The sequence below is a fragment of the Nitratireductor thuwali genome (assembly GCF_036621415.1).
Taxonomy (GTDB): Bacteria; Pseudomonadota; Alphaproteobacteria; order Rhizobiales; family Rhizobiaceae; genus Chelativorans; species Chelativorans thuwali.
On record NZ_CP030941.1, the window covers coordinates 2,846,056 to 2,869,822 of the forward strand.

Genomic DNA, 23,767 nt, shown 5'->3' on the forward strand with positions numbered 1-23,767 from the left:
CTTGCAGAAAGAGCCGGGGGAACGGATTGCAATGAACAAGGCGCGCATACTCATCGTCGAGGACGAGCCCAATATCGTCGAGTCGTTGAGTTTCATTCTCCGGCGCGCCGGTTTCGACGTCGACACGGTGACCGACGGGGCGGAGGCTCTCGACCGCGTGCGGCGCCAGCCGTTTGCGGCTCTCATTCTCGATATCATGCTGCCCGGCATGAACGGTTTCGACGTGCTTCGCGCGATCAGGGCCGAACCTGCTCTGGCCGCCCTCCCGGTCGTCGTGCTGACCGCCAAGGGCCAGGCCAATGACCGCAGGATGGCCGAAGCGATTGGGGCCAGCGCTTTCATCACAAAACCCTTTTCCAATTCCGAGGTGGTCGAGCGCGTCTCCAGCCTTGCCGGAGGCGCCCTGAAATGAGCCGCTGGGAGGCAGGCGCGCGAAGCACGCGAGACGCTGCGGTGCTGCTTCCGGTCGCTGCCGCGGCCCTGCTCTTGCCGCCTTTCATCCTCGTCTTCGCCGCGCCTGTGTACATCGCCGGGGTACCGCTCATCGTAGTCTATGTATTCAGCGTCTGGGCGGGCGTCGTGCTGTGCGCCTGGCTGCTGGCTCGCCGTCACGCAGAGGCGCCGGATGGCATGGATGCCGCGGCGGAGGCTGAGACGGCTGCGGGGCCGCAGCCCGGTAGGCGCTGATGCTGCATCCAAATCTCGTCGTCGCCGCCTGCCTTGCCTATGTCGCCATCTTGTTCGGCGTGGCCTTCGCCGGGGACCGCCGGGCGCGAAAGGATCCGACGGGGTGGCTGTCCTCGCCGCTCGTCTACACCTTGTCGATCTCCATCTACTGCACCTCCTGGACCTTCTTCGGCGCGGTCGGCTCGGCGGCCAACAGCGGCATGGAATTCGCCACGATCTATCTCGGGCCGACCATCGTCTTCGCCGGCTGGTGGGTTTTTCTGAGGAAGCTGGTCACTGTCGGAAGGGTCCACCACACCACCTCGGTCGCTGACCTGATCTCCGCCCGCTTCGGCAAGAACCCGGCGTTGGGCGCCCTGGTCACACTGATAGCGCTCGTCGCCACGGCGCCTTACATCGCGCTACAGCTGAAGGCTTTGAGCGCCAGCTTTCAGGTCGTCACCTTTCCAGCCGGCGCGGTCGCCGCCGCTGGCACCAGCCTTGCGCCCGACTACCTCATTGCCTTCTGGCTGGCTGCCGGACTCTGCGTCTTCTCGATCGTTTTCGGCGTGCGCAACATCGACGTCAATGAACGCCACCATGGCGTCATCGCTGCGATTGCGGTGGAGGCGGTGGTCAAGCTTGCGGCACTGCTGGCCATCGGCCTGTGGGTGGTCATCGGGCTGGCCGGAATGCCGGCGGAGATTTTTGCCAACGCCCCCGTCAGTCTTCTCAATTCCGAAGAAACGTTCGGTGCGCGCTGGGTTACGCTCTGCTTCCTCGCCGGCGCTGCGGTGATTTGCCTGCCGCGCCAGTTCCAGGTGACGGTCGTGGAAAATTCCAGCGAGAGCCAGATCCGAACCGCCTCATGGCTTTTCCCCCTTTATCTGTTCCTGACCTGCCTATTCGTCTTGCCCATTGCGATTGCAGGCCTGAACAGGCTGCCGGTGGGATCGAACCCCGACCTTTATGTCCTGACGCTGCCTCTTGCGGCCGACCAGAACGCGATCGCGCTTCTCGCCTTCCTCGGCGGCTTCTCCTCTGCAACCTCCATGGTCATCGTTTCCTCGATCGCCCTGTCGACCATGATCTCGAACCATATCGTGATGCCGCTTGCGCTTCGTTTTTCCATCCTGCCGGCGGCCGGGGCGCAGAATTTACGCCGCTTCATTCTCGGCGCGCGCCGGCTCAGCGTCATTTTCATTGTGTTCCTCGGTTTTCTCTATTTCAGGCTCAGCGGGACCTCGGACGCGCTCGCCGCCATCGGGCTGATCTCCTTTTGCGGCGTGGCTCAATTTCTTCCCAGCCTGGTCGGCGGGCTGTATTGGCGCTCGGCGACGCATGGCGGCGCGATCGCCGGTTTGGCGGCGGGCTTTCTGGTCTGGAGCTACACGCTGTTCCTGCCAAGCTTCGAAGGCTTCTTCCTCATGCCTGCGGGGGTTATCGAGCATGGGCCGTTCGGCCTGGCTTGGCTGAAGCCCTACGAACTGTTCGGTCTCACTGGTTTCGACCCGCTCGTGCACGCCACGTTCTGGAGCATCGGCATCAACGTTGCGCTCTTTGCCGGCGTCTCCCTGCTGTCCGAGCCGACGCCGCTCGCCCGGCTCCAATCGACGCTTTTCATCGACGTTTTCCGCCGCCAGACGGAAAGCGAGCTGCGCGTCATCCGCCGCACCGCCCGGGTCGCCGAACTGCGCCAGATCGCCGACCGGATTCTGGGCCCCGCCGAAGCCAACGAACTGTTCGACCCCGGCGAGGCCGGAGAACGCGCAGTCATAGCCAGCGACGAACTGATAACCGAGGTCGAGCAGCGGCTGGCGGCCAATATCGGGGCCGCCTCCGCACGGTCGCTCGTATCGCGCGTGGTCACCAGCGAGACGATCAGCGTCGAGGAGTTGAAGCGGCTCGCCGGCGAGGCCGAGCAGATCCGCGCCTATTCCACCGAACTGGAGCGCAAGTCGCGCCAGATCGAGGCGACCGCCGCCGAACTGGCGCGGGCGAACCGGCGGCTGCGGGAAGTCGATAGCCAAAAAGACGAATTCCTGAGCCAGGTCAGCCATGAGGTGCGCACCCCGATGACCTCGATCCGCTCCTTCAGCGATATCCTGCTTCAGAACCGCGACATCGAGGAGGCGGAGAAGCTGCGCTTTCTCGGCATCATCCAGAACGAAAGCCTCCGCCTGACCCGGCTGCTCGACGGGATACTTGACCTCAACCAGATGGAAAGTGGCGGACCCGCTTGGGAGGGAACGTCGTTCGATCCGGAGACGGCATTGGATCAGGCGATGGAAAGCTGCGAGGCCCTGGCACGCACGGCCGGCGTTGCGCTAAAGCGGGCGAGCCGGGCGCGCAAGGCGCTGGTTTACGGTGATCGCGACCGGTTCGCGCAGGTCTTCATCAATCTGATCTCGAATGCCATCAAATACAATACCAGCCGCGAGCCCACCGTCACCGTTTCGAGTGTCCTGAGAATGGACGTTTACGAAGCGCGCATCGCGGACAACGGGCCGGGCATTCCAGAACACGAGCGCGAACGCATCTTCGTCAAATTCGCGCGCGGACCGATGCCGAAGCAGTTTGGAGCGGGTCTCGGACTGGCGATCAGCCGTCAGATCATGGAACGGCTCGGCGGCAGCCTGTCCATCGCCGCCGGCAAATCCGGCGGTGCCGAATTCATCGTTCAACTTGCAACCGCCAATGGCGGCGCCCGGCCCGACATCCGGACCCGAAAGCTATGAGCGCCTCTGGTCTAAGGCCGCATGCGCGCTTGTTCCATGAAACCTTCCTACACAATTTAACGGCCACCGGTTGACGCCTGTGCTTCGACGCTAAATGCGACGGTGAGCAAGAGGTCCGGTTTAGGCCAGGGCGCTCGCCAAATCCGGATATCGACAAAGGAGCGCCGGATATAGGGAGGCTCACATGAAAGCCAGATTGATCGCCGGTATAGGCTCTACAGCGTTGGCCCTCATGGTCGGCGTGCAAGGCGTTGCGGCGCAGGACGGTGCGCCGAACTTCATGACCCAGACATTCCCGCAGGCGGGCGTCGACGCCGCCTGGGAGGAATTCCAGGCCCTGATGGGCGAGGGCGCGCTTGACCCGAAGACGAAGGAACTGGTCGGACTGGCCGTCGCGGCCCAGGTGCCATGCGACTACTGCGTTTACTACCACACCAAGGCCGCCAACGCGCATGGCGCGACCGAGGAGGAGATCAAGGAGGCGCTTGCTTCCGCCGCGCTGGTGCGCAAGTGGAGCACCATGTTGCATGGCTCGCAGTACAGCATGGAGGAATGGCGCCAGGAAGTGGACGCCATGTTCGCCCAATAGCGGATTGTCGCTGGCGATCCGCTGAGCCGCTCGCACCTTGATGCGCGTTGGGGGACTTGGTGCTGCTCCTGCCGAGTGCCGCCGACATGTTTGGTCGGCGGCAGGCGGACACAAACGCCTGAACCGGTTCGGGGCGCTGTAGGCGCCGCGGACTTCTTTCGCTTCTAGGCATTCAACTTCGATATCATGCTGCCGAGGCCACGATCTGCGCCCTTCAATGGATAGATTCCGCGGAAAAATTCAGCGTTGATGTCGGAACGACCCTCGGCCAAGCGTCCTTGAGGCAGTCCGCAAGGAGCAATTGAATGCAGCACGCCCTCAGCAAGTCGTTTGAAGCACTGATCCGGAAAAGCTCTGCGAAAGGTGGCTGGACATACGTCATCTGGGAAGAGTCCGTCAGCTTCTTCGGGACGAAAGGTGGCGTGAAGGTTTGCGCAAGCGCCGACGGCGTTCTATTCCAGAGCTCTTTCATGGCCTTGGGCGACGGAACGCACAAGCTGCCTCTCAGGGCGGACCTGCTCAAAACCATAGGCAAGCAAGCCGGTGACAGCGTTACCATCACCCTGACGGAGCGCATGTCCTAAGCCCACGGCCGGAAGCGGCGGGAACGAGAGCCGAAATCTTCTTCAAAGCAAAAAGGAAACACGCAATGGCAAAGAACACGATCTGCCTCTGGTACGACAAGGACGCCGAAGCTGCCGCCCGCTTCTACTCCGAGGTCTTTCCCGACAGCAAGGTGAGTGCCGTTCACCGCGCCCCCAGCGACTACCCATCCGGCAAGGAAGGCGACGTGTTGACCGTCGACTTCACCGTTCTCGGCATTCCTTGTCTCGGCCTCAACGGGGGTCCCGCGTTCAAGCACAACGAAGCCTTCTCGTTCCAGATCGCCACCGACGATCAGGAAGAGACCGACCGCTACTGGAATGCCATCGTCGGCAATGACGGCGAGGAAAGCGCGTGCGGCTGGTGCAGGGACAAATGGGGAATTTCCTGGCAGATCACCCCGCGCGTGCTGACGGACGCTCTGGCTGCTGGCGGCGGCGAAGCAAAGCGCGCGTTCGAGGCGATGATGACCATGAAGAAGATCGACGTCGCGGCAATCGAGGCGGCGCGGCGGGGCTGATGCTCCAGCCCGTCTCGTCATCAGGTCCTTGACCTGCCCGGTATATCGCGGCGGATGGACAGGAAGGATGGGCGGCGGTAGCGTTTGCGCGAGGTCGCATCGCAAAGGCATCCGCATGAGCCCTTCGCGGCACTATCTATCCCTGCTCGCCACCGCCCGGCGCTATGCCCGGCGCCCGGACGAGGCCGAGGATATTGTTCAGGACGTCATGCTGGCAGCCATTGCTGCGGGACGTGTGGAACTCGCCGAATCCGCCAATAGGCGCTGGATGGCCGGTGCCATCCGGCGCCGCGCGGCGTTCGACGCCCGCAGCGCGGCCAGGCGGCGCAAGCGTGAGGGGCAGTGGCAGGTCGGCCGCCCGGCCGAAGTCGTGCCCGAAACGCCCGAGGCGCTTGCCGAAGTGCTCGCGGAGTTGCCCAGGTCCCTGCGCGTGTTTGCCGCGCTCGCGCTTTCCGGCCAGGCGCGCCATGAGATCGCTTATCTCCTCGATCTGTCCGGCACCGCGCTACGCCAGCGCATAGCCGCGCTCAAGAAGGCGTTGAAGACCCGCGGAATAGCCATGCCCGATGGCCCGGCGGGACTCACGCTCGATCTTGCCTACGGTCAGATCCGCTCCGGGCTGGCACCTTATCTTGCACGCCATGCCGGCGCATTCGCCGCCCACGATCCGGATGGACATTTTTTTGTCGTGAGGCGCTCACAAACGCCATCGACGCGGCAACAAGGGATGCAAGAAACCCGATCATGAGGAGATCCGCCCGATGCTTCCCAAACCGCACCGCGCATCCATTGTCTTTTATGTTTCCGATATCAATAGAACCGAAGCCTTCTACAACGAAGTCCTCGGCCTCGATCTCGCCCGCCAGGAGGGAGCCGAGCCCTTTTGGCTCTCGGGGACTCTCGATCATGGGCTCGAGATCATATTCTTCGAAATGGAAGGTAAGCGGGGCAACACGCCCGCGCTCGTCTTCGACATAACAGACGGCGGGATCGATGACGTCGTGGCCGCGCTCGCCGAGAAGGGTGTCACTATCGTCACGCCGGTTGCAGAAGCCCCTGGAGGCTGGAGCGCGGACTTTCTGGACCCGGATGGCTTTGGCCTGGGGCTCTGGCAGGCGGCGGACAAACCGCGAAGCCTGAAGTAACAGCTGTTTGCATTGGCGACGGCTTCCCGTCGGCGGCCGTTCCAAGTGCCGCCTGTCCCTATCGGGGTGAACGTATCAACAAGCGCCCGTTCGGCTGACAAGACCGGTTGTCATCGAGGTTTGCTCGCCACGTCCACGTAAGCTGCGGATATCCGGAATGGCCCATCGGCAGGTCATGTATGCGCAACGCCGACATCCGGGCGGTGTTGCGCATACGTTTCGGAGAAGTGCCTATTGATGATACGTCACACCCTCTTGCAACCACCGCAATGACCCGCCAATGCTGGTCCGACTCTATCGACCGAATCCTGCGGTCGTCGGCAGCCAAAGCGACAGCTGCGGGAAAGCCCAGAACAGGACCAGCCCGCCGACCAGGAGCGCGACATACGGCCCCGAGCCGCGGATGATCTCGGCCAGCGGCGCGTTGGTGATGCCCTTGATCACGAACAGGTTCATGCCGACCGGCGGCGTGATCAGAGCCAGTTCGAGATTGATCATCAGCAGGACGCCATACCAGATGGGATTGATGTCGAGCGCCAGCATGGCCGGCAGGATGATCGGCGTCGTGATCAGGATGATCGCGATGGTCTCCAGAAACATGCCGAGGATGAAGATGGCGATCATCACCACGAGCATGAAGCCGGTCTGGGAGAGGCCGAGCGCAGTGACCGTCTCCATGATCTCCGCCGGTAGGCGGATGATGGTGACGGCATGGCCGAACAGGCCAGCCCCGGCGATGATCATGAACAGCATCGCGCTGGTTCGCATCGTCTGCCAGGTGCAGTCCCACAGATCGGCCAGCGAGACATTGCGGTAGACAATGAGGGCGACCGCGAGCGCATATACCGCGCCAACGGCTGCAGCTTCCGCGGCCGTGAAGACGCCGAGATAGATGCCGCCCAAAATGATGGGAGGCATCGCAACCGCCCAGATCGAGTTGAGCAGCGCACGTGCGACCGCGCGGGTTCCCGGCCAGGTCTGTGCCCGCGTTTCGCCGTGCCGGTTGGCCTGAACCCAGGAAAAGACGGCGAAGACGGCCGCCATGATCAGCCCCGGGATCATGCCGGCGAGGAAGAGCGCGCCGATGGAGGCGTCGGTGACGATCGCATAGAGGATCATTGGGCCGGACGGCGGGATCAGGATGCCGAGCGTGCCGCCGGCGGCGATTATGCCGTAGGTGTCGCGCGGCCTGTAGCCGAAGCGTTGCATCTGGGGGATAGCCGTCGAACCGATCGTCAGCGCCGTGGCGACCGAGGAACCCGAGATGGTGGAGAAGATTGTGCAGGAGAGGATGGTGGCGAAGCCCAGGCCGCCCTTGACGTGGCCCACCAGCTTGTTGGCCATGTCGTAAAGGTCGTCGACGACCTTCGCCTTGATCATCACATGCGCCATGAAGGCGAACATGGGAATGGTCGCGAGCAGAGGATTGTTCAGGCTGGCGAAGACCGTATCGGCGATCGAATCGAACTTGCCCTCGAACATGAGCAGGATCGCGATCGAGGAAAGGCCGAGCGCGGCGAAGATCGGCATGCCCGTCAGCAGCATGCCGACGAGCGACGCGAAGATGAGCAGGATCGTCAATTCCCTCGCTCCGCAATGAGATCGAGCAAGGCGGCGAGCGCTGCGATTATGAGCAGGATTGCCCCGACGATCATCGTCGATTGTGGAATCCACATCGGAATCGAAAGATAGCCAGTGGAGTAGGCACCGAAGGTTCTAGAAAACACGACCGTGTGCCAGGATGCCACGAGCAGGAGGGTGGAAAAGCTGATGACGGCCGCCAGCGACCACAGTTCCAGCCACCAGCGCGTGCGCGGACCTGCGTGGGCGAAGAGGATGTCGATGCGGATGTGGTCGCCACGCCGCAGGGCCTCCGCCGCGCCAAGCATGACGATGGCGACGACCAGGAAGCCGGTTGCCTCGTCGATCCCCATGACCGGCCTGCCGAGGACATAGCGATTGAACACGCTGACGGCGGTGGCCACCAGGACAACGAGGATCAGGACGGCGCTGAGCGCCCCGCCGAGACGCGAGAGCGCTCTCGCCGCCCTGTGTGGAAGCGAGGGGGCGCGGGGCGCCTCCTCTTTTGCAGGTTCGCCGGACATTCTGGCGCTACTGGATCTTCTCGATCAGGCCGAGCAGCGTCTTGCCATCCTCGCCGGTTTCCTCGGCGAAACCTTCCGCAAAGGCAGGCTGCATGACCGCCTTGAAGGCCTCGTTCTCGGCTTCGGTGGCAACATGTACCGTCACGCCCTTTTCCTCCAGTTGCCTCGGTGCATCGGCCGAGGCCTGAATTGAGGCATCGAGCGCCCACTGCGCGGCCGATTTGCCGGCTTCGTCAAGCGCCGCCTTGGACTTGTCGCTCAAGCTTTCGTACCAGGACGGATTGACATAGCCGTGAAGGTAGGCCGCAAGAACCGGCACCACGGTCATGTGGTCCTGCACCTCGAAGTACTTGCGCGAATAGGCCGCGGCGACATCGGTGATCGCCGCATCGACGACACCCGTCGCCAACGCCTGATAGACTTCGCTGCCCGGCATCGAGACGGTGGTTGCTCCCATTGCCGTCAATCCGCGATCGAAGGCGGGCCCGATGCCGCGCATCTTGATGCCCTTGAAATCCTCCGGAGATGTCAATGCTCGTCCCCTGGAAGTGAAGACGCTGACATTGGTCTGAAACATCCAGGCGACGTTCTTCACGCCTTTTTCGGCCAATTTCTGCTCAAGGAACGCGGCAGCCTCTGATGTCGGCCACTTCTTCCACGCCTCGATGGAGGACATGGTGTAGGGGCCGACTGTGACGTTCATGATCGGCAGCGTCTTGCCCCACTGGAAGTTCAGCGAGAATGCGCATTCGATGTCGCCCTTCGCAACGGCCAGGATGTTGTCGTTCGCCTTGACGAGGCTATCGGCGCCGAAGACCTCGACATCGAGGTCGCCCTCAGAGAGCTTTTCGACCTCAGCCGCCCACTGGTCAACGACCTGTGCGATGTGATGGGCAGGCGGCAGCTGATGGCTGCAGCGCATGGCAGTCGCCGCGTTCGCCATGCCTACCGCGGAGACGGAAAGCAGCAAAGTCGCGGTCAGCAATTGTGTCGTTCGTTTCATCATATTCCTCCCGATGGTTTGTTCAGTTCTTAGCGCGGGCCCTTGTTCCCGCTCAGGTCCGCCAGTCGAGCGTGGCGGGCGGTCCCGCACGCGCGATTCCTCCGTAGAAGCTTTCCCCGGGCATTGCCTGCTCGGGTATGCTTCGGGCCGCTGCCAGCGCGGCCAGATCAATGCCGGTGGCAAAGCCCTTCGTCTCACACAGATAGACGAGATCTTCGAAGACCACATTGCCGGTTGCGCCCGGCGCGAAGGGGCAGCCACCAAGGCCCCCGAGCGAGCCGTCGAGAATGCGGCAGCCGCTGTCGAGCGCGGCCGATGCATTGGCGATACCCATCCCGCGCGTGTCGTGGAGGTGAACGATGAAGCCGCCGTCGCCCACCAGCCGATACATGTCCGCCACCAGTCCGGAAACCTGCCTAGGACCGGCAAATCCGACCGTGTCGGCGATCCCGACCAGATCGGCGCCTGCCTCCACACAAGCTTCGGCAAGTCGCAGCACTTCCACCGCTTCCACTTTTCCGGCGATTGAGCAGCCGAAGGCCATAGAGATGCCGGCATTGACGAGCGCCTTGTGGCCGAGCTCGTCCCGCATCCGTGCGACGGTGCGCACCAGGCCGATGGCCTCGTCACGAGAGCGGCGCATATTGGCTTGGCTGTGCTCCTCGGTTGCCGACACGACGCATACGATCTCGTCTACATGCGTTTCCAGCGCATCGGTCGCTCCACGTTCATTCAGCGCGAGCGCGGCGGAATAGCCGCCTCCGAGGGCTGCGACGGCATCGATCATCGCCACGACGTCGGCGAATTGCGGCATCCTGCTCGCTGGCAGGAAAGAACCTACCTCGAAGTGACGGACGCCGGCAGCATGCTCGCGTTCAAGCCACTCCCGCTTCTCGGCAGTCGACGGCCACGTCCTCACCAGTTGCAGCCCGTCGCGCAGGCCTACTTCGCGCAGGTTCACCTTGTCGGGTGGGTAGGCGATGTCGATCCGGCTCATGCCGCCCTTCTCCTCGTTCCCCGCGCCTTGCCGATCGCCTCCGGGTCGAATCCCAGTGCAGCGAGCACAGCGGTCGTATCCGCCCCGAGCGCCGGAACGTCGCCGGCGGCATTCATCATCACGCCGTCGACATCGACGGGGAGCGAGGGCGCCCGGAAGGCTTGTCCATCAGGAAGGTGGGACGCGACGAGCCCTCCCGGCCGCATCACGTGAGGATCCGAATACATGTCCGACGGTTTCGCGATTGGCGAAAAGGGGATGCCGAGTTGCTCGAACGCTTTTGAGAGATCGTCTGCATTGCGCCTGGAGATCGCGGTGGCGACCACCGGGATCGTGCGGGCGCGCGCATCGATCTGGTCCATCCTCGTCTGCAGCGTGGGGTCCGAAAGCAGTTCGCCCAGGTCGAGCAGCCGGCAGAGCGCAACCCACTGCCCTTCGGTCACCGCCCCGACGAATATCTGCTTCCCGTCCGCGGTGTCGAATATGTCGTAGACCGGCCAGGAGAACGTTCGCTCCGGCATGGGCGGCGGGTCTACTCCCTCCAGTTCATACTGGACCATGTGCTGGGCCACTAGCAGCAGGCAGTTCTCGAACAACCCGATCCGCAGGCTGCGGGCCTTGCCCGTTTGCTTGCGCTCCAGGAGTGCTGCAACGACCGAGAACGCACCGAACAGGCCGCCCATGATGTCGTTGGCGGAGGAGCCGACCCTCAGCGGGCGGCCGGTCGGTCCCGTCATATAGGCCAGCCCCGTCATCATCTGCACGACTTCGTCGAGCGCCGTGCGGTCCTGATAGGGGCCGGACAGGAAGCCTTTATGCGACGCCAGCACCAGCCCCGGATACCGCCGCCGCAGATCTTCTGGATCGGCACCCATCTTTGCAAGCGAGGCATCGCGAAAGTTGTCGATGAACACGTCGGCGGTCGACAGCAGCGCGCCGAGCGCCTCGCGGCCGCTCTTTGACTTCAGATCGAGTTGGACGGACTTCTTGCCACGATTGAACAGGGGAAAGAACGGGCGCCCCATTCCCGTCAGGTCGCGGGTTTTGTCACCCTCCGGAGGTTCCACCTTTATGACTTCGGCACCCAGCATTCCAAGGAACATGCCGCAGGACGGACCCATGATCATGTGGGTCATCTCGACCACTCTCACACCGGCTAGCGGCTGGAATTCCCGTTCCATTCATGCCTCCACGATGGCCTTACGCTAGCGTTGCTACAGGCATCGGAAAATCATAATGTTTCTAAGATAACATTCTAAATTATAGAAAGCTTATCGGTCATGGATTCGCGCCAGCTTCGCTACTTCGCAGCCATCTACGAGGAGGGCACGCTGTCCAGCGCGGCGGAAACCTGTCGCGTCGCAGTCTCTGCCCTGAGCCACCATCTCGCAAACCTAGAAGCCGAGTTCGGCACGCAGCTCTTCGTGCGCAAGCCGCGGGGGCTGAGCCCGACGGCGGCTGGCGAGAGACTCTACGGGCATGCCAAGGCCATACTGAAGGCAATGTCGGCGGCGGAGAAGGATATCCGCGAGGCCGGGGACGAGGTGTCCGGCGACATCTCGGTGGGCATGGCCTATTCGGCCGTCAAGGCGATCGGAGTCGACCTGTGCCGTCGCGTTGTCGACGAGTATCCAAAAGTCCGCCTGTCGCTGTCGGAGAGTCTGTCCGGTTCGACGCTGCTGCACCTTATGGCATCCGAAGTCGACCTCGCGCTGGTCTACAATCCGCCCGCCGACCCTCGGTTGAGGACGCAGGCGGTGCTTGAAGAGCAGATGGTGCTGGTCGGCACCCGACAGATCATCGGCGAAAGCGATGCACCGGTTCGCTTCGCCGATATATTCAACCTTCCGCTGATTTTGCTTCGTCAGGGAATCTCCGCGCGCGCCCTGATGGATGACACCAATTTGTTGAGGAAACTGGAAGGGCGCGCGAAGCTGCAAATGAACTCGGTACATGCCATCGGGGCCTCGCTTGCGGCAGGTCTGGGCTGCGCGATCGGCACCAAGCTGTTCATGTACGAACATATCGAAAGTGGGCTTCTCCACTATCGGCCTATCGTAGACCCTGCGCTGTCGCGGACCCTCTACATCTGCGAGATGGCTGATCGCCCGGCCACATTCGCTCTCGAGACGGTACGGAGCCTGATGGTGAACCTTGTCCGCCTCGCCGTGACAGCCGGCAAGTGGGAAGCGAGGCTCGTCGATTAGCGGACTCGCCAGCCGTGCGCAGTAAATGACAGGAGACAGATATTCGAAGCTATCGCCATGAGACCCGCCACGAGACCATGAGCGTCAAAGGCTTGGACGTTTTCTAGCGACGTGCTGGCGACCCGGAAAGACGGGCAATATTGCTGCTCCACGGATACCCGGGCTCGTCGCATATGTATCGCGGCATCATTGAGCCACTGGCCGAAACTGCATACGTCGTTGCGCCGGATCTGCCGGGATTCGGCGTCTCGTCCGCCCCATCCGCCGATGAACACGGCTGCACATTTGAGAACAACGCGGACACGAGTGAGGCTTTTGTAGCGGCGATCCGAAGTGACAGCCAGTCCATGATCGAAACCTTCGACGAGCCCCCTAGTCGGGTCACGCGCTGATCCACCTGGAGCGCAGATACCGTGGCGTCGCTGTCCATCGACGATGACTTCGGAAATTCCCTGGAACCGCCTGCAGGGCGGCCGGATATACACGCGGGCGTTGCAGTAATTCATTTAAAACTGGTCAATCAACACATAGTATTGACTGTAAGAAATCGTGTGTTCTTTAGAAGTATAGGGTGTTGCAGCTTGGCCATAGTCGTTTTTTAAGGAGTTACTGGGGGGATGTCTCAATGATTGGGAAGTCATCCCAAAACAGAACAGTGGAGCGACAATCAGATGCCGCAGCATAGCGCAAACGAGCAATATTTACTGGAACTTATCAATGCCGAGAGGGCTCAGGCGGGTGTGCAACCGCTCGCCTTCGACAACGATCTGAGCGAGGCTGCGGAAGGTCACAGCCAGTGGATGCTTGCGACGGACACATTCTCCCATACCGGATCAGGCGGATCGACGCCCACGCAGCGCGTGACAGCAGCCGGCTACTCGCTCGAGGGTTCGTGGGCGACGGCTGAAAACATTGCGTGGGCGACGACAAGAGCGCCGTCAGGTTCTGCCGATGAAGTTCTGCTTCTGCACAACAACCTCATGAACTCGCCCGGGCATCGCGCCAATATTCTCAGCGGCGACTTTCGTGAGATCGGACTGGGTTTCGAGGTTGGAGACTACCGGGGCCGTTCCAGCGCTTTTCTGACGGAGAATTTTGGCAAGACCGGCTCCGACCTGTTCCTGACGGGTGTGGCATTCGACGACCAGGATGGTGACAAGTTCTATGATCCCGGTGAAGGGCTCTCGGGATAGACATCACCGCGCAAAGCTCGACCGGCGCAACATTTACGACGACGACCACGGCCGCCGGCGGTTACGACCTGGCGCTCAAGCCCGGCACCTACACGGTCACATTCTCAGGAGCCGGCCTCGAGACTTCGACAAGCACGGTTTCGATCGGCGCCAAGAACGTCAAACTCGATTTGGTCGACCCCGAGGCGGAGATCGTCGTTGCCGCCCCAGAGGATCCGATCGAGACGCCGGTTCCGCAACCGCAACCTGAAGAGCCGGAATTGACGCCCGAGCCCGCTCCGGCGCCCGAGCCAGCTCCGGCACCCCAGCCCGACTTCGTGACGGATTCCGGGCCGCAATACGCCAATGACTGGCTTGCCAAGTTCTTCGGCGGTGCCCGCGGCGATATTTGGTCTCGCCAGACCTTGGCCGAACACGAGGAGAACCACGGCACACCCCGACTTACCTCTGAGGCCGATTCGAAGGTCGCTTTCGACGGCGATGCCATCGTCTTCGCGCCTCTTCAAAAATCATTGACCGACATCGGCGAGATTATGGAGCAGGCGCGCGACGAGGCGCAGGCGGTAGTCCAGACCGCGACGGACCGTGGTGCGGAGATGGACTGGCCCGATTTAGGCCAGGCGCCCTGGGGCGACGGCGATTGGCTCGCTGCAAAGCTGCTTGAGCAGGTCTCGACCCACAACTCCCTTATGACGGCTGATCAGCCCGCATAGCCAGGTTGCCAGAGGGGCGGACCCGCGCTTTCAGGGCGCGTGTCCGCCCCCGGCAAAACCGGCCGTCTGGAAGAGACAATCCATGCAACGATCCATCTCCGAGACACCGCGGGCGTCAGCAAGGTCCGAACTGGCCGCCTGCCTGGCGAAATTCCGGCTTGCATTCCTGGCAGTCGCCGGCTTCAGCGGCCTGATAAATCTGCTCATGTTGTCGGGCCCGCTCTTCATGCTGCAAGTCTACGACCGGATTCTGCCGAGTCGCAGCGTGCCTACCCTGGTGGCCCTTATCCTCCTGGTGGCGGTCATATATGCGTTCCAGACCGCACTCGATGCCCTCCGCAACCGTGTCCTGGCACGCATAGGGAGCGGGCTGGATGAGCGCCTCAACGAACGGAGCTACCGGATCATGTCGCGGCTGCCTCTTGTCAAAGGCCGCTCCGGTGAAGGCCTGCAGCCCATCCGCGATCTCGATCAGATCGGCGGTTTCCTGGCAAGCGGGGGCCCTGCCGTCCTGTTCGACCTCCCGTGGATCCCACTTTACATCGCACTCTGCTTCTTCTTCCATTTCTGGCTCGGCATGGCCGCGCTTTCCGGCGCCGTCGTGCTTTTGGCGCTAACCGTGCTGACGGAGAAATATGTTCGCCGGCCCGCAGGCGAACTTGCCGCACATGGCGCCAGGCGCAACAAAATTGCGCAGGCCAGCGTCCGCAACGCCGAGGTTCTCGAGGCGATGGCCATGCGGTCCAACCTTGCCGCACATTGGAGCCACGCTTCCAACAGGCACCGGCTCGCCCAGGTGCGGGCGAGCGACGTGACCGGCTCGTTCGGAGCAGCTTCTCGAGGCTTGCGCATGCTGCTGCAGTCCGTGGTGCTGGCCATCGGCGCGTTTTTGGTCATACAGCAGCAGGCTACCCCCGGCATCATCATCGCAAGTTCCATCCTGACGGCACGGGCTCTGGCCCCCGTCGAGCTCGCGATCGCGCATTGGAAGAACTTTCTTGCCGCAAGGCAAAGCTGGCTGCGGCTGGGCGAGCTTTTCGCCCGCTTTCCCGCCGAGGAAGATAAGATGCAGCTTCCGCCGCCGCAGTCGGAAATAGCCGTCGAAAGTCTCAGCGTCGTCCCGCCTGGAGACCGCCACATGGTCGCCAACGATGTCACGTTCTCCCTGAACGCCGGATCCGCCCTCGGAATTATCGGTCCGAGCGCCTCGGGCAAATCCTCTCTTGCCCGTGCGCTGGTCGGCGTGTGGCCAGCTGCCAGGGGCAGAGTCCGCCTCGACGGCGCAGCCATCGAGCACTGGCCTGCCGAGGCGCTCGGGCGATATGTCGGTTATCTGCCGCAGGATGTGGAGCTCTTCTCGGGAACGATCGCGCAAAACATCGCCCGTTTCGATCCGGCGCCGGAACCGGCGGCGATCATCGCTGCGGCCAGGACGGCCGGATTGCACGAAACGATACTGAGATTCCCGCGCGGCTATCAGACCGAAATCGGCGAGGGCGGTACCTCCCTCTCTGCCGGTCAGCGCCAGCGCATCGGACTGGCTCGTGCTCTTTACGGGGACCCGTTCCTGGTCGTGCTGGACGAGCCGAACTCAAATTTGGACACCGTTGGCGAAAGAGCTCTCACGCAGGCAATCCTCGCGGTGAAACGCCGAGGCGGTGTCGTCGTCGTAATCGCCCATCGCCCGAGCGCACTGGCAGCAGTGGACTTTCTGCTTGTGCTCGAAGGCGGTCACCAGCGGATGTTCGGCTCCAAGGAGGCGATCGTGCGTGGCTCCACACGAACTGCCGAACAGGGAACCCTGCAGGCCGTCCCTTCGACGGGGAAGGTGTTGTGATGATGAATCTCAGCGGCATGGCACGTCCACGCCTGCGCCACCTTGTCGCGGAGAGAATCGACCACATTGGCGCAAGGAGCCGCGGAATTGCAGTCATCACGGCGGCTCAGGCGGTGGCTTTTACACGCCTTTGGTTGAACCCGCCGGCGCCCATGTCATCGGGCCCGACCGAAAGCGACCGCTCACTGCGACGCAATATAGCGGCCGGTCTTGCGATGGTAGCCGTACTGGTGGGCGGACTTGGGACATGGGCCGCCATGACGAGGATTTCGGGAGCAGTGGTGGCTGGTGGTCACCTCGTGGTTGAATCCAACCTGAAAGCCGTTCAACATCCGAGCGGCGGCGTCGTCGGCACGATCAATGTGGCGAACGGAGATGAGGTCAAGTCAGGCGATGTCCTGATCACGCTGGACGACACCCTCACGCGCGCCAATCTTGCTGTCATCACCAAGAGCCTCTACGAACTCTCGGCGCGCGAAGCCCGTCTTGCCGCTGAGCGGGAGGGTGCGGATGAAATCTCCTTCCCGCACGACTTGCAAGACAGATCCGCCGCCCAACATGTGGCGCGTGTCATTCAAAGCGAGCAGAGGCTCTTTACGCTCCGCAGCGCCGGCCACGAGGCGTACATCGAGCAGCGCAGGAGGCGGATTTCCCAGCTCCGCGAGGAGATAGGCGGGTTTCAGGCACAACGGGACGCCAAGGAAAAAGAGATCGCCCTTGTCCGTGAGGAGATGGCAAGTGTCAGGGAGCTCGTCGAGAAGCAGCTCGTGCAGCGCTCGCGGCTTCTGGATCTGGAACGGATGGAGGTCCAGCTTGAGGGTGGTCGCGGACAATTGGTCGCTGCGATCGCAGAAGCAAACGGCAGGATCAGCGAGACGGAAATGGCCATCGTGCAATTCCAGCAGGACTGGCGCAGCGAGGTCGCAGGCGAGCTGCGCGAGACGGAAGCCCGCCTAGCCGAGCTCGAGGAACGGAAGGTCGCCGCGGAGGAGTTGCTCCGGCGGACGGATATACGCGCGCCACAAGACGGGCGCGTGCATGAGCTCGCCGTTCACACCGTCGGCGGCGTGATCAGCGCGGGGGAACCGATCATGACGATTGTACCAAGCGCAGACGAACTGACGGTCGAGGTGCGCGTCGCGCCTCAGGATGTCGATCAGGTCGAGCCAGGCCAGCCCGTCCACCTTCGTCTATCGGCATTCAGCCAGCAGACGACGCCCGAGCTCGAGGGGTCGGTGGAAACCGTTTCCCCCGACCTGGTGCAGGATGAACGAAGCGGCCTTCCCTACTACAGGGTTCGCATCCGGCTTCACGGGAACCATCTCGAGGCTTTCGAGGCGGGAAGTCTAAGACCCGGCATGCCCGTCGAAGCGTTCATGCGTACCTCCGACCGCACGGTCATGTCCTACCTTCTGAAGCCGCTTACGGACCAGATCAGCCATGCGTTCCGCGAATAGTTCACCCCGAACGGTCCGAAAACCGGTAGGCGCCTCGCGCCGGATGAACCGCCCAAGAGTCGGGTTTTATTTGAGCGGAGACAGCAGTCGGCCTGTCCGCCTTCGGTGAGTATCGCCGCTCGTCAGCGGCCTCGATAGGACGATATGGCGTCGTTCCAAACGCCACCGCGGTACCGAACACCCCGGTCGACGCGTGTGCGCTGGCCGTCGAACCTGAAGTGCTCGCATACCTGTACTCTGTGCGGGCGCTCCGCCCGTATGATCCAGAACAATGCCTACATAGGTCGGCGCGGGTCTGACCGGTGCGTGACAGCCCGGCCGCGGGCCGCGTGACATACGGACGTGAACTGGCCGCGACTACATCATTTTGCTCCAACCAAAGCGTCCGGGGAAAAAGGCATCGTCGATGCGGAGTTCTTCAGATGCGCAACGACCTGATCCAACCTGTCCTGCTTGTGCAGCGAATGCGGATCCTCTCGTGTCAATCCGTGAAGAAGCAGCCAAGCCCGTTTGCGGAGCGCGCGATCTTTTTCTCCGCCTGCCGGTTGCTGCACGATCGATCGGAACACGTCGGTCGCCTCGCCGACGCGTCCCTGCCGGAGGAGGCACTGTCCGATGGCGTAGCGCGCAATTGTGAGCCCCGGACTGAGCTGCATCGCCTTTTCGAACGCACCGATCGCTTCCGCGAAGCGCTCTGCTGCCTTCAATGCAAATCCCAGTCGCAGCCAGACCTTGAGAGAAGCGGGTAACAGCTTGGAAAGTTCTCCGAACATTTCGGCCGCCTGGCGATGAGCACCCTTCTCGGTAAGCAGTTGGCCCAGTTGATAGAGCGCTTGCCGATGAGATGGTTGAGTTTGCAGGATCTGCGTGTAGGCGACCTGGGCCGCGGGCAGGCGGCCTTCCTTATGGAATTCGGTCGCGTGCTTGAAGATGCCGTGCAGCGATCTGGAATCCAGCTTGTCGCCGAGATTGCGCCCTGTGGTCGTACGGACGACCGCGCAGCGGATCGACGTGTCCGTAACACCGAATGAGTATTTGTAGGGTTCGTTGCCTCGCAGGAAGTCGTATGTCCGGAAGCCGTTTTCGATCCCGTAGCGGATGCTGTGCCCGTGAAGGATCAGGCCCGCGGGGATATCGTTTGCCTGCTCATCGCGGCCTGCCATGTAGAAGAGCAGCGCCTTCTTCACCGGATCGAGAAAGATGGCGAGTGCCCCAAGGGGTCTCTCCCCATGCCATAAGACCGGCAGAAAAAGGTTCCCGGTCTGGAAAGCATTCCGGAAGATCGAGCGGTTGCTCCGGATCAGGCCTGGCAGGAGCTTGCCTTTTCGTGCGCTCCACTTGATGCGCCAGAATTCGAGCAGGATTTCAATGTCTCGTTCCACCGTGCTGGCGTCGGCGTGCGTGATGCCAAACGCGTCGGAATTTTCGACCTTGCGCAGGAACCGCCGCAGCTTTTGTCGCGTGTTGCTGCTCAGGTTCCGCTCCAGAAAGAGGTCCCAGGATTCCGGGAGCGATGCGGCCGGACAGATGCAGTTGTCGATGTTGTCGGAGTTGATGCGCTGCATGGGCTGGATCGCCAGCTTCGCATCGGACAGTTTGCTGACAAAGGTCCGCCACTTTCGCTCCGAGCCGCGGAAGTTCTCAAGATGCAGCTTCGCCCAGTGCAGTTCCTTGAGGTGGGCGGCGAACGCCGGGACGGCGCTGCCTGCATGCTCTGGCATGGTCAGGATGCCGGTGTAATCCGCAGCAAAATTCCCTCCCATGTTGATCTCGTTGCAGGCGAGCCCGGTCTTGCCATTCATCTTCGTGCTTAGCCGCAGGGGCAGGAGAGCGACGTAGCCGGACTCGCGCCGCCCCGGACGGGCGGCGAGGATGAACCAGGCTCCGTTGAAGCGGCGGAGATAGCGATGCATGAAGTTCCATGACAGAAAAAACTGGGCGTCCGGATCGCTGGCATAGATCCTGTCCCAATCGCCCCGAAGTGCGTGCAGTTCTTCTGTTGTTCTTATTGTGTCGATAAACATTCCCCACTCTCCACACCTGCACTATTGTTCCATGAATGCCCGGGCCATACTGTCGGTGATCGGCTTGGTGATGTAGCTGAAGAATGTCCGCTCCATCGTCTGGATCAGGATTTCCGCAGGCATGCCGGGTGTCGGTGCAAAGCCGGGAACCCGGGTGAGCTCGCTGACGGGAAGCCGGATCCGCGCGAGATAGACCTCGCGGTCGCCGTTCTGTGTCTGCTCGGCAAGTGAATCCGCCGAGATGTAGAAGACATCCCCGTTCAGCACTGGCGTGGTGCGCTGGTTGAGAGCAGTCAGCCGCACGGTTGCCTTTTGCCCCACCTTCACGCTGTCGATCTCGTTGCGCGAGACCTGAGCCTCGATAATAAGGGGAGCGTCTGCCGGAAGGATCTCCAGAATCGGCTTGCCGCTCTCAATCACCCCCCCGGGCGTATGGTAGTAAAGGCGCACGACCGTGCCGGCCACGGGAGCATTGATGGTCGCCCGGTGCAGTACGTTTGCCGCCTCGCGCGCCTGTTCCCTTACGCTCTCGAGATCGGCCTCTATTCCTTGCAGTTCATCCAGCGCCGCTTCCTGATAGGTATTTCGCGTCTGCCGCGCCTGCTGTTCCTGCTTGACCATCTGTGATTTCGTCTCGGCGATTTCCGCCGACAGCCGGCCGATCTGTCCTTGCGCTTCAGCAATGGCGCGCTGGATGGCCTTTACCTCCGTGTTACGGATCAAGCCCTTGTGGAGCAGCGTCTTCTTTCCCTCGTATTCCTCCTGAAGCAGCTGCAGCTGCTCCTGCACCGCCTCGCGCTGCCGTTCATAGCCGGTGGCCCTAAAGCCGTAGGATTCGATGTTCTGGTCGAGCAGTTGCAAGTCACTAGCCAGTTTGCTGCGCCAGGCATCGAAGCTGAGCTTTTGGCTGTGCAGGATCGCCGAGATATCCGGGTCATCCAGGTTCTGGCTGATGACGGGTGGCAGTTCGATAGTGTCTCTTCCCTGGACCTGGGCGGCCAGACGAGCGGCAATTATTTCCAGTCTTGCCTTGCGCAGGACCAGTTGGCGTTCCTTGGCGCGCGCCGCCGTCTCGTCGAGAACCACCAGCGGCTGATCGGTTTCCACCAGGTCGCCTTCGTCAACCAGGATCTGCTTGATGATGCCTCCCTCCAGATGCTGCACGATCTTGTTCTGGCCGGTCGCAACGAAGCTGCCTTGCGCAATTACTGCCGCAGCCAGTGGCGCCGTGAGGGCCCACGTTCCGAAGCCGCCGAAACTCACCACCAGCAGCACAAGGCCGACGGTTGTTTGCTTCCAGATCGATCGTGGAACTTCGGAGTACCACTGGAGATCGTGAACCTTCGCAATATCCGACATACTTCTGCGCCCTACTACTGGATCTGGTGTCCGAACGATCCGCCCTCGATGCTGATCCCGCGCGATTCCAGCGCCTGAACTACATCTCTGCGCTTGCCGAAGAGTGCGACTGTCCCGTTCACGAGAAGCAGTATCTTGTCGACGTTCTGCAGGACCGAGGGCCGTTGGGTTATGGTGATCACTGTTATCTTGTTATTCTTGGCGTGCTGCAGCGCCCGTGCGAGTGCTGCGTCGCCTGCGCTGTCCAGGTTGGAGTTCGGCTCATCGAGCACCACCATTCGTGGATTGCCGAAGAAGGCGCGCGCAAGGGCGACCCGCTGCTTCTGACCTCCCGAGAGAGGAGAACCGTCAGCCGCCACCAGGGTCTCATAGCCATGGGGCAAAGTGGCGATCATCTCGTGCACGTCGGCGAGTTGGGCAGCTTCATAGATTTCTGCATCGGTGACGTCTTCGCGCATGCGCGCGATGTTGGCCTTGATCGTGCCGGGGAAGAGTTGCACGTCCTGCGGCAGGTAGCCAATGTTCTCGCCGAACTGGCGCTGGTCCCAGTTCCTCAGATCCATGAGGTCCAGGCGCACATTGCCGGAGGTCGGCAGGATGGACCCGACCAGCATTTTGCCGAGCGTCGTCTTGCCGGCCCCCGAATTCCCGATAACCGCCAGGGACTCTCCCGGCGTGAGGGAGAACGAGATGCCGTTGAGGACGACGCGCTTGGTGCCCTGGGGCACATAGAGCAACCGCTCCACGTCGAGACGCCCTTCCGGCCGCGGAAGGTTCAACCGCTCGAAATTCAGCGGCGAGTTCTGCAGCAGCGTGGTAATCCGGCCATAGGATGCGCGTGACTGCACGAACTGGTTCCAGCCCTCGATCGCGCCTTCGATCGGGCCCAGGGCCCGACCGGCGATGATCGAGGCGGCGATGACCATCCCGCCTGTTATCACCCCGTCGATCGCAAGGTAGGCACCCCATCCCAGCATGCTCACCTGCGTAAGCAGCCGCGTGGCGCGGGAGATCGACGCGAAGGCAATGTTGCGGTCTTGCGCGATGACCTGCGACCGGAGCGAACCTGCCGTATCCCTGCCCCAAATCTTCACGGCTTCGGGGATCATCGCCAGCGCGTTGATGATCTGGGAATTGCGCGACATGGAATCGAGGTGGAGATTGGCCTTGCTCTGCGCGGCGTTCGCATCGCCGAAGGGGTTGGACGTCGCCCGCTGGTTCAACAGCGTGAGCACCAGCAGCAGAAGCGCCGCGGTAACGACGATGAAGCCGAGGTCCGGGTGGACGAGAAACACTGCCAGAATGAACAAGGGCGCCATCGGCGCATCGAGGAAGGACAGCAAAGTTCCCGAGACCAGGAAGGAGCGGAGTTGTTGCAGATCGCCCAGCGTCTGATACTCGCGGCCGTTTCCGTGGAGGGAGGCTCGAGCCGCCGCGCTGAGAATGGGCGATCCCAGTTGCGCGGCAACCTCCACTGCGGTCCGCATCAAAATGAACCGTCGGATGGCATCGAACGTGGCCTGCAGAACAACAGCCCCGACGACCACGATCGTCAGCATGACAAGCGTGTCCGTCGAACGGCTGGTGAGCACGCGGTCCGATATCTGGAAGAGATACAGAGGAATGCTGAGCACAAGCACATTGGCCGCGACGGTAAACACCATCACCACCATGAGATTCTTTCTGACGGCCAGTTTTCCCGCCTTCAGCGAGGCGGCGAAGTCCACAGGGCCCAAGCGCTTGTGAAACGCTCCGCCACCGCCACCGCCACCGCGGCCGCCGGATCCGCCTCTGCCGCCGCCGGACGAACCACCGTTTTGAGGCGGCGCTTCGGCTGTCTTGACGGGCCCCCGGTCGCCATCGATCGTTACCATTCCTTCCGGGGATTTCTCGCTCTTCACCTGTGGAGGCGGTACGCCTTCATTCTTGGTCGGTTCAGCGGTGGCCGCCTTTGCGCTGGTGGTTGCTGTATGTGACTGTCCATTGGCATGTGATTGGCCATTGGCCGATTTGCCCGCTTCGGACGTTCGAGGAAGGGCATCTTGTTCGTCAATCGGCGCGCGCGCTGTGGCAGCGGCTTCCTGCCTCTGGCGGAAACCTGCGGTTGTCTCTTCCGATGCCCTCGTTCCCCGCGGCTCTCCATTCGGCACACCGGCCGGTTTTTCCATTTGTGTTGTGCCCGCAGATGCCTGCGAAGGTCTCTCCCTCACGACGTCCGCTTGACGCGGATGGTGTCCGGGAGGATGTGTCTGGACAGGGTCTTTAGCCTGCGCAGGCTGCGGGGGAGGGGGCGAGGCGTTGGGTGCCGCGCGTGTACCATTGACCTGTGGAGCGGTTTTCTTTGCCGAGGCGGCCATCGCAGGCCGGCCGCCCAGGGGTGGTTCTGCCTCCCGAACGCGAACTGCCGGATGCGCGACCGCGTCTTCGTCCGCGACCTTGTGCAACTCGGCGATCACCTCGTCGATCTGGCTGACCGCGCGCTCGATGTCCTTCTCCACCGGCGCAAGCGCCTCGGAAAGTGCACGAGGATGATCATCATTCCTCTCATTCGCGCTTCCCGGCTCCTCTGCTTCACGGGAGACCCAGGCTGTATTGCGGTCGTCGGTCATCG

General features: G+C 62.3%; 22 protein-coding genes and 1 pseudogene. 15 read left to right on the forward strand and 8 right to left on the reverse strand.

Going from position 1 to position 23,767, the window contains the following annotated elements; translation table 11 throughout:
- The first annotated feature begins 31 nt into the window (after positions 1 to 31).
- The 8 genes from NTH_RS13830 to NTH_RS13865 all read left to right on the forward strand — a co-directional run bounded on the left by NTH_RS13830 (position 32) and on the right by NTH_RS13865 (position 6,261).
- The gene (locus NTH_RS13830) at positions 32 to 412 is read left to right on the forward strand and encodes a response regulator transcription factor (protein ID WP_338530553.1); all 381 of its coding nucleotides are present in this window, start codon (positions 32 to 34) and stop codon (positions 410 to 412) included.
- A complete protein-coding gene (locus NTH_RS13835) occupies positions 409 to 687 on the forward strand; it encodes a hypothetical protein (RefSeq protein WP_338530554.1) in 279 nt (92 codons plus the stop codon). The genes NTH_RS13830 and NTH_RS13835 overlap by 4 nt, the downstream gene beginning before the upstream one ends.
- Positions 687 to 3,404, forward strand: a complete 2,718-nt coding sequence (locus tag NTH_RS13840) for a sensor histidine kinase (RefSeq protein WP_338530555.1) — start codon at positions 687 to 689, stop codon at positions 3,402 to 3,404. Before NTH_RS13835 ends, NTH_RS13840 begins: the two co-directional genes overlap by 1 nt.
- 184 nt (positions 3,405 to 3,588) lie before the next feature.
- Positions 3,589 to 3,993: a carboxymuconolactone decarboxylase family protein gene (locus tag NTH_RS13845; RefSeq protein WP_338530556.1), complete on the forward strand. Its 405-nt coding sequence runs from the start codon at positions 3,589 to 3,591 to the stop codon at positions 3,991 to 3,993.
- A gap of 305 nt (positions 3,994 to 4,298) precedes the next feature.
- Entirely contained in the window at positions 4,299 to 4,577 is a 279-nt protein-coding gene (locus NTH_RS13850) for a DUF1905 domain-containing protein (protein WP_338530557.1), read from the forward strand.
- Between the two features lie 65 nt (positions 4,578 to 4,642).
- Positions 4,643 to 5,116, forward strand: coding sequence for a VOC family protein (locus NTH_RS13855; RefSeq protein WP_338530558.1), 474 nt, complete (start codon positions 4,643 to 4,645; stop codon positions 5,114 to 5,116).
- 115 nt (positions 5,117 to 5,231) lie between these two features.
- Positions 5,232 to 5,864, forward strand: coding sequence for an RNA polymerase sigma factor (locus NTH_RS13860; protein WP_338530559.1), 633 nt, complete (start codon positions 5,232 to 5,234; stop codon positions 5,862 to 5,864).
- Between the two features lie 13 nt (positions 5,865 to 5,877).
- Positions 5,878 to 6,261: a VOC family protein gene (locus NTH_RS13865; protein ID WP_338530560.1), complete on the forward strand. Its 384-nt coding sequence runs from the start codon at positions 5,878 to 5,880 to the stop codon at positions 6,259 to 6,261.
- A gap of 294 nt (positions 6,262 to 6,555) precedes the next feature.
- Here the strand turns inward: NTH_RS13865 and NTH_RS13870 are convergent, their stop codons facing one another.
- From NTH_RS13870 to NTH_RS13890, 5 genes are read right to left on the reverse strand one after another with little or no spacing between them, the layout of a single operon-like run.
- Positions 6,556 to 7,842 carry a TRAP transporter large permease gene (locus tag NTH_RS13870; RefSeq protein WP_338530561.1) on the reverse strand — a complete coding sequence of 429 codons (1,287 nt, stop codon included), beginning with the start codon at positions 7,840 to 7,842 and terminating at the stop codon, positions 6,556 to 6,558.
- Complete coding sequence (locus NTH_RS13875) at positions 7,839 to 8,366, reverse strand: TRAP transporter small permease subunit (RefSeq protein WP_338530562.1); 528 nt, start codon at positions 8,364 to 8,366, stop codon at positions 7,839 to 7,841. The genes NTH_RS13870 and NTH_RS13875 overlap by 4 nt, the downstream gene beginning before the upstream one ends.
- 7 nt (positions 8,367 to 8,373) lie before the next feature.
- Positions 8,374 to 9,369 (reverse strand): TRAP transporter substrate-binding protein DctP, encoded by a 996-nt coding sequence (gene dctP / locus NTH_RS13880; RefSeq protein WP_338530563.1) that lies wholly within the window; start codon positions 9,367 to 9,369, stop codon positions 8,374 to 8,376.
- A 52-nt stretch (positions 9,370 to 9,421) separates the two neighbouring features.
- Positions 9,422 to 10,366 carry a hydroxymethylglutaryl-CoA lyase gene (locus NTH_RS13885; RefSeq protein ID WP_338530564.1) on the reverse strand — a complete coding sequence of 315 codons (945 nt, stop codon included), beginning with the start codon at positions 10,364 to 10,366 and terminating at the stop codon, positions 9,422 to 9,424.
- Positions 10,363 to 11,547, reverse strand: a complete 1,185-nt coding sequence (locus NTH_RS13890) for a CaiB/BaiF CoA transferase family protein (RefSeq protein ID WP_338530565.1) — start codon at positions 11,545 to 11,547, stop codon at positions 10,363 to 10,365. The genes NTH_RS13885 and NTH_RS13890 overlap by 4 nt, the downstream gene beginning before the upstream one ends.
- A 99-nt stretch (positions 11,548 to 11,646) precedes the next feature.
- Between NTH_RS13890 and NTH_RS13895 the strand changes: the two genes are divergently transcribed.
- The 7 genes and pseudogenes from NTH_RS13895 (at position 11,647) to NTH_RS13925 (ending at position 17,773) form a co-directional block, all read left to right on the forward strand.
- On the forward strand, positions 11,647 to 12,573 hold the full coding sequence (locus tag NTH_RS13895) for a LysR family transcriptional regulator (protein ID WP_338530566.1): 927 nt from the start codon (positions 11,647 to 11,649) through the stop codon (positions 12,571 to 12,573).
- A gap of 140 nt (positions 12,574 to 12,713) precedes the next feature.
- Positions 12,714 to 12,965, forward strand: coding sequence for an alpha/beta fold hydrolase (locus NTH_RS13900; RefSeq protein WP_338530567.1), 252 nt, complete (start codon positions 12,714 to 12,716; stop codon positions 12,963 to 12,965).
- Positions 12,966 to 13,244: 279 nt separating this feature from the next.
- On the forward strand, positions 13,245 to 13,766 hold the full coding sequence (locus NTH_RS13905; RefSeq protein WP_338530568.1) for a CAP domain-containing protein: 522 nt from the start codon (positions 13,245 to 13,247) through the stop codon (positions 13,764 to 13,766).
- 2 nt (positions 13,767 to 13,768) lie between these two features.
- Positions 13,769 to 13,861 (forward strand): annotated as a pseudogene (locus NTH_RS13910) (hypothetical protein); the annotation flags it as partial.
- A gap of 75 nt (positions 13,862 to 13,936) precedes the next feature.
- Positions 13,937 to 14,479, forward strand: coding sequence for a hypothetical protein (locus NTH_RS13915; RefSeq protein WP_338530569.1), 543 nt, complete (start codon positions 13,937 to 13,939; stop codon positions 14,477 to 14,479).
- Between the two features lie 82 nt (positions 14,480 to 14,561).
- Complete coding sequence (locus tag NTH_RS13920; protein WP_338530570.1) at positions 14,562 to 16,316, forward strand: type I secretion system permease/ATPase; 1,755 nt, start codon at positions 14,562 to 14,564, stop codon at positions 16,314 to 16,316.
- 152 nt (positions 16,317 to 16,468) lie between these two features.
- Positions 16,469 to 17,773: an HlyD family type I secretion periplasmic adaptor subunit gene (locus NTH_RS13925; protein ID WP_338530571.1), complete on the forward strand. Its 1,305-nt coding sequence runs from the start codon at positions 16,469 to 16,471 to the stop codon at positions 17,771 to 17,773.
- A gap of 362 nt (positions 17,774 to 18,135) precedes the next feature.
- On the opposite strand, the gene NTH_RS13930 is transcribed toward NTH_RS13925, so the two are convergent.
- Genes NTH_RS13930 through NTH_RS13940 form a run of 3 tightly spaced genes read right to left on the reverse strand, consistent with a single transcriptional unit; the run spans position 18,136 to position 23,765 of the window.
- Positions 18,136 to 19,797 (reverse strand): GNAT family N-acetyltransferase, encoded by a 1,662-nt coding sequence (locus tag NTH_RS13930; RefSeq protein WP_338530572.1) that lies wholly within the window; start codon positions 19,795 to 19,797, stop codon positions 18,136 to 18,138.
- 21 nt (positions 19,798 to 19,818) lie between these two features.
- Positions 19,819 to 21,156, reverse strand: coding sequence for an HlyD family type I secretion periplasmic adaptor subunit (locus NTH_RS13935; protein ID WP_338530573.1), 1,338 nt, complete (start codon positions 21,154 to 21,156; stop codon positions 19,819 to 19,821).
- Positions 21,157 to 21,170: 14 nt separating this feature from the next.
- The gene (locus NTH_RS13940; RefSeq protein WP_338530574.1) at positions 21,171 to 23,765 is read right to left on the reverse strand and encodes a type I secretion system permease/ATPase; all 2,595 of its coding nucleotides are present in this window, start codon (positions 23,763 to 23,765) and stop codon (positions 21,171 to 21,173) included.
- Between the last annotated feature and the right edge of the window lie 2 nt (positions 23,766 to 23,767).